Source organism: Aquipuribacter hungaricus, from assembly GCF_037860755.1.
Classification (GTDB): Bacteria; Actinomycetota; Actinomycetes; order Actinomycetales; family JBBAYJ01; genus Aquipuribacter; species Aquipuribacter hungaricus.
In genome coordinates this window covers 1-4655 of record NZ_JBBEOI010000261.1, presented here as the reverse complement: position 1 = coordinate 4655, position 4655 = coordinate 1, and the positions used below count along the sequence as shown (strand labels likewise).

The window sequence follows — 4655 nt, the reverse complement described above, 5'->3', positions numbered from 1 at the left end:
CCCGGGCGTCGAGCAGCAGCGTCCGGTGGCCCGCGGCGGCCGCGACCTGCGCGATGCCGGCGCCCATGGTCCCCGCGCCGACGACCCCGACCACCCAGCCGGCGGTCCGCGCACCGTCGCCGGCCGTCGCGGGCTGGTCGGGCGGCGTCGTCACCGGGGTCTCCTCGTCCGTGCACGGGGCCCGCCCGGCATTACCGGACGAGCGGTCGGGAACGCAGTCAACGCGGGTGGGGTCGGCGGCGTCAAGCAGCCCCAGGGCCGCCCGCGCGCGGCCGCAGCCCCTCGACGAGCATGCGCGCGAGGACGTCGCCCACCTCGTCGGGGCCGGTGCCGCCGCCGGGCCGGTACCACTCGGTGACGGAGTTGACGGCGCCGAAGACGAGCCGGGTGACGAGCCTTGGGTTGACGTCCGGGTCGAGGTCGCCGTCCGCGACGGCCTTGGCGGTGAGCGCGGCGGTCCGGGCGTCCAGGTCGCGGCGGCGCTCGAGGGCCCACAGCTCGGCGGGGGTGTTGCCCCGCACCCGCAGCAGCAGGGTGACGTACGGCAGGTTGTCGACGAGGACGGCGACACTGCGGCGGACCACGGTCTCGAGCCGTCGGACGGCGGGCGCGTCCAGGTCCTCGGCCTCGGCGAGCGCCTCCGCGAGCGCGTCGATACCCTTGCTCACGGCGAGGCGGAGGAACTCCTCCTTGCCCGCGACGTGGTGGTAGAGCGCCGCCTTGGTGAGGCCGGTCGCACGGGCCAGGTCCTCCATCGACGTGGCGTCGTAGCCCCGGTCGATGAACTGCGTGGCGACGATCTCGACAAGCTCGTCGAGGCTGTGCCGCGCCGGCCGGCCACGGCCGCGGACGGGATCGGTGCTCGTCATGGTCCCTCCCTGGCCAGACCGTAGCGGCGGGGCGGGTCCTGGCGGGAGCGGTCCGCCCGACCGGCGGACAGCGGCTGTCGCCGGGAGCCACGCGGGGTGGGTCCAGGCCCCCGCGGCTGCGCCGACGTGCGCGGCGCCGCGCCCCGGGTGACGGTGGAGCCGTGCGCATCCTCATCACCGGGCCGACCGGCAACGTCGGCTCCGCCCTGGTCCGTGCCCTGCTCGCCGACACCGAGGTGGACGAGGTCGTCGGGGTCGCCCGGCGCCTCCCGGACACCTCGGTCGCGCCGTGGTCGGAGGTCACCTGGGTCCAGGCCGACCTCTCCGAGCCGTCGAGCCTGCCCGTGCTCACCGAGGCCGCCCGGGGCTGCGACGTCGTCGTGCACCTGGCCTGGGCGCTCACCCCGACCCGCGACATCGGCCTGCTCGAGCGGGTGAACGTCGCCGGGACCGCCCGGGTCGTCGAGGCCACGCTGGCGGCGGGCGTGCCGCACCTGGTCCACACCAGCAGCGTCGGTGCCTACAGCCCCGGCCCCAAGGACCGGCGGGTGGACGAGTCGTGGCCGACCGGCGGGATCAGCGGGTCCTGGTACAGCGTGCAGAAGGCCGCGTGCGAGCGGCTGCTCGACGACGTCGAGCGCGCCGGTCGCTCGCTGACCATCACGCGGGTCCGTCCCGCGCCCGTCGTGCAGCGGGGCGCGGGCGCCGAGCTCGGCCGGTACGGCCTCGGCCAGCTGGTGCCGCGCTGGGCCGTGGGCCGGCTCACCCCGCCGCTCGTGCCGCTGCCGCGGGAGATGCGGACCCAGGTCGTGCACTCCGAGGACCTGGCCGAGGCCTTCCGCCTCGCGGTCCACGCCCGGCCGGTGGGCGGCCTCAACGTCGCCGGCGAGCCCGTGCTCGGCCCCGACGACCTCGCCCGTGCCGTCGGCGCGAGAAAGTCGTTCCCCGTCCACCCGGGGCTGCTGCGCGGCGCGATGGACCTGTCGTGGCACCTGCGGCTCCAGCCGCTCGACCCGGGCTGGTTCGACCTCGGCCGCTGGACCCCGCTCATGGACACCACCCGGCTGGTGAGCGAGCTCGGCTGGACCCCGTTGCACCGCGGCGACGACGCGCTCGCCGAGGGCGTCACGGGCATCCGCGACGCGGCCGGCGACGAGAGCTCGCCGCTGCTGCGGCCGGGGCGGTAGGGGGCGGCTCGGTCGCGGTCTGGGCCCGGCGCTCGCTGGGCCTGGGTCCGGCGGAGCGCTGAGACCGGGACCAACCCTCTCTGCTTGAGGACTCGCGCCCGAGCAGCACAAAGCGGGGGCTCACAGCCGGTCTGGCGCCCCCGAAGGCTGTGTCTTGTGCCGTTCGGGCGGGCGTAGGCGCGGACCCGATGGTCGCGCGGCCCCGGACACGCCGTTCCTGGCGACCCTGTCCGCACCGGGTCCGCGTCTGTGCCCGCGACGGGATCCGCTGGGACGTCCGGGGCGTGTGGTGCTCGCTCGGATCAGCGGGTGGCCCTGTCCCAGCCCAGATCCGCCCGAACGGCACACGACTCGGGCCGACCGCGTCCCTCGCGCCGCTCCAGGCACTGTTGTGTGCTGCTCGGGCGGTCCCGGAGCAACCCGGGCGGTCCCCGGAGCGGACCCGACACGCCTCAGCCGAGCGGGCCGCCCAGCAGCGGTCCGTCCGGCGTGAACCCGACCCGCCGCAGGTGCATCTGCCGGGCGCCGTCCGGGCGGTCCCAGGCGTGGAAGGCGACGACGTCCGTCCCGTCGGGCGCGACGACCAGGCTGTTGTGGCCGGGGCCGAGCAGCCCGGTGCTGGCGGTGTCGAGCAGGGGGACGGCGTCGGCGGGGTGGGTCCACGGCCCGAGCGGGTGGTCCGCCACGGCCCACGTGACGCCGTAGCCGTCGCCGGTCCACGCGCCGCCGGAGTACGTCATCCAGTACCGGCCGCCGCGGTGCACCACGGACGGGCCCTCGATGGTGTGCCACTCGTAGACCCCGCCGTACATCGACCGGCCGCTCTCGTACAGCTGCCAGTCGTCGTGCGGCTCGAGGACGACGGTCGGGGGCCCGGCGGGCGTGGTCATGTCCTCCAGCCGGACGACCGCGAGGTGCGTGCCGGGCCGGGCCGCCTCGAGCACGTCGCGGGCGTAGAACAGGTACCAGATGCCGTCGTCGTCCTGGAACGGGTGCGGGTCGATGGCGAACCGCTCGTCGGGGGTGAGACTGGTGCCGCAGTCGACGAAGGGGCCGAACGGCTCGTCGGACCGGGCGACCCGGACGTGGTGGCCGCTGATGCCGTGGCCGACCGAGTAGTACATCCAGAACGCGCCGTCGGCGGCGGCGACCTCGGGCGCCCAGTACTCGTCCCCGACCTCGGGCGCCAGCCGCTCGAGCACCTGGCCCCTCGGCTCCCAGGTCCGCAGGTCGGGCGAGGCGAGCGCCTCGAACGCCCGGGGGCCGGGGTCGCCCGGCGTGCCGTCCGGCCCCGGCGAGGGCGGGCGGCCGGTGCCGTAGGCGGCGTACCCGCCCCCGGGCAGGCGCAGGACGAACGGGTCGGCGAAGTAGCCGTCGTGGGCGGGGGACGTCACGCGGCCATTGTCGGCGGTCGGGCCGCCCGCGGACCACTCCCTGCACCCCGACCGGGACGGCACAGCACGGTCACAGGAGCCGGTCGCAGGTGTTGACTCGGGGGGCGGGCAGACCGCACCATGATTTACCGAACATCTGGTCGGTAATCCGAGGAGGACGGCATGGGCGCCACGGTCACCACGGGCTCCACCAGCGAGAGCACGACGGGCACGGCAGCCAGCACCGCCGGCCCCGCGGCCACCGACCTCACCGCGGAGCAGCAGGCCGCCTTCGACGCGGTCGTCGCCGACGACGGCCGGGTCGAGCCGCGCGACGCGATGCCCGAGGCGTACCGGAGGACGCTCGTGCGCCAGATCGCCCAGCACGCGCACTCGGAGATCATCGGGATGCAGCCGGAGGGCAACTGGGTCACCCGGGCCCCGAGCCTGCGGCGCAAGGCGATCCTCTACGCCAAGGTCCAGGACGAGGCGGGCCACGGCCTGTACCTGTACTCCGCCGCCGAGACGCTCGGGGTGGACCGGGCCGACCTGCTCGACGCGCTGCACGAGGGCCGCCAGAAGTACTCGACGATCTTCAACTACCCGGCCCTGACCTGGGCCGACACCATGGCGATCGGCTGGCTCGTCGACGGCGCCGCGATCATGAACCAGGTCCCGCTGTCGCGCTGCTCCTACGGCCCCTACGCCCGGGCGATGGTCCGCGTCTGCAAGGAGGAGTCCTTCCACCAGCGGCAGGGCTTCGAGGGGATGACCGCGCTCGCCCGCGGCACGGCCGCGCAGAAGGCGATGGCCCAGGACGCGCTCGACCGGTTCTGGTGGCCCTCGCTCATGATGTTCGGCCCGCCCGACGACGCCTCCCCGAACTCGGCCCGGTCGATGGCCTGGGGCATCAAGCGCTTCAGCAACGACGAGCTGCGCCAGCGCTTCGTCGACGCGACGGTCCCGCAGGCGGAGTTCCTCGGCCTCACCGTCCCCGACCCGGACCTGGTCCTCGACGAGGAGACCGGGCACTACCGCTTCGGCACCCCCGACTGGGACGAGTTCGCGCGCGTGGTGGCCGGCGACGGTCCGTGCAACCGCCAGCGCGTCGCCTTCCGCCGGCAGGCCCACGAGGACGGCGCCTGGGTGCGCGAGGCCGCCGCCGCCCACGCCGCGAGGCGCGCCGGCGCGCGCACTGCCGAGCGCGCTGCCGTGGGCGACGACGC

The 4655-nt window shown here is 75.6% G+C and carries 5 protein-coding genes; 2 read left to right on the top strand and 3 right to left on the bottom strand.

The features are described 5' to 3' along the window. Together WCS02_RS17625 and WCS02_RS17620 are read right to left on the bottom strand one after the other, a co-directional pair. A partial coding sequence (locus WCS02_RS17625) for a 3-hydroxyacyl-CoA dehydrogenase NAD-binding domain-containing protein (RefSeq protein ID WP_340295569.1) occupies positions 1 to 94 on the bottom strand: 94 nt, incomplete at its 3' end. A 148-nt stretch (positions 95 to 242) separates the two neighbouring features. After that, entirely contained in the window at positions 243 to 869 is a 627-nt protein-coding gene (locus WCS02_RS17620) for a TetR/AcrR family transcriptional regulator (RefSeq protein ID WP_340295568.1), read from the bottom strand. Positions 870 to 1030: 161 nt separating this feature from the next. Here WCS02_RS17620 and WCS02_RS17615 point away from each other — a divergent pair, with 161 nt between their 5' ends. Then, entirely contained in the window at positions 1031 to 2056 is a 1026-nt protein-coding gene (locus tag WCS02_RS17615) for an NAD-dependent epimerase/dehydratase family protein (protein WP_340295566.1), read from the top strand. Between the two features lie 452 nt (positions 2057 to 2508). Here WCS02_RS17615 and WCS02_RS17610 read toward each other — a convergent pair whose 3' ends face one another. Beyond that, positions 2509 to 3450 (bottom strand): glycoside hydrolase family 43 protein, encoded by a 942-nt coding sequence (locus WCS02_RS17610; RefSeq protein ID WP_340295565.1) that lies wholly within the window; start codon positions 3448 to 3450, stop codon positions 2509 to 2511. Between the two features lie 162 nt (positions 3451 to 3612). Between WCS02_RS17610 and paaA the strand changes: the two genes are divergently transcribed. Then, positions 3613 to 4655 (top strand): 1,2-phenylacetyl-CoA epoxidase subunit PaaA (paaA, locus tag WCS02_RS17605; RefSeq protein WP_340295564.1); only part of this gene is annotated, 1043 nt, incomplete at its 3' end.

What these genes read in the sequence shown, in the direction of transcription:
- WCS02_RS17620 (WP_340295568.1), bottom strand. Translation starts at nt 869, where the DNA reads ATGACGAGCACCGATCCCGTCCGCGGCCGTGGCCGGCCGGCGCGGCAC.